At 60.1% G+C, this 361-nt stretch carries 1 protein-coding gene; it reads right to left on the bottom strand.

The genetic code is table 11. The features are described from left to right. Positions 1–361, bottom strand: a 361-nt coding sequence (locus CBX98_RS25650; protein ID WP_146192925.1) for a TonB-dependent receptor, incomplete at both ends; no start/stop codon positions are given.

The following is a 361-nucleotide window of genomic DNA, read 5'->3' as shown; positions in this document are numbered from 1 at the left end:
CGCCCCGCATTTCCGTACACCTTGAAACTCGCATCCCCATTAACGTCCCAGCTGAAGCCGAGCCGAGGTGCCCACTGCGGCCTGTGTTGCGTGACATAGGCATCGCCATCACGGTTGTAGTTCTCGAACTGGTCGTTGCGCAGACCCAGGGACAACAGCCAGCGATCGTCCACCTGCCACTTGTCCTCGATGTACTGCGCTCGCTGACTGGAACGCACACTCGCAAGCGAACTGGTGACATGGCGAATGGCGTAGTAGCCGTCCTGGCCATTGACGATACCGCCCGTTGCGGGAACGCCAAGTCCGGTCGAAATAGGCGTGTTCGGATCGGCGCGACCATAGCTCCAGTAGTAGCCATCGC

The sequence above is a fragment of the Vibrio sp. T9 genome (assembly GCF_003123985.1).
GTDB lineage: Bacteria > Pseudomonadota > Gammaproteobacteria > Enterobacterales > Vibrionaceae > Vibrio > Vibrio diabolicus.
The sequence above is the reverse complement of the archived record's forward strand: the minus strand, read 5'-3'. Positions and strand labels throughout refer to the sequence as shown.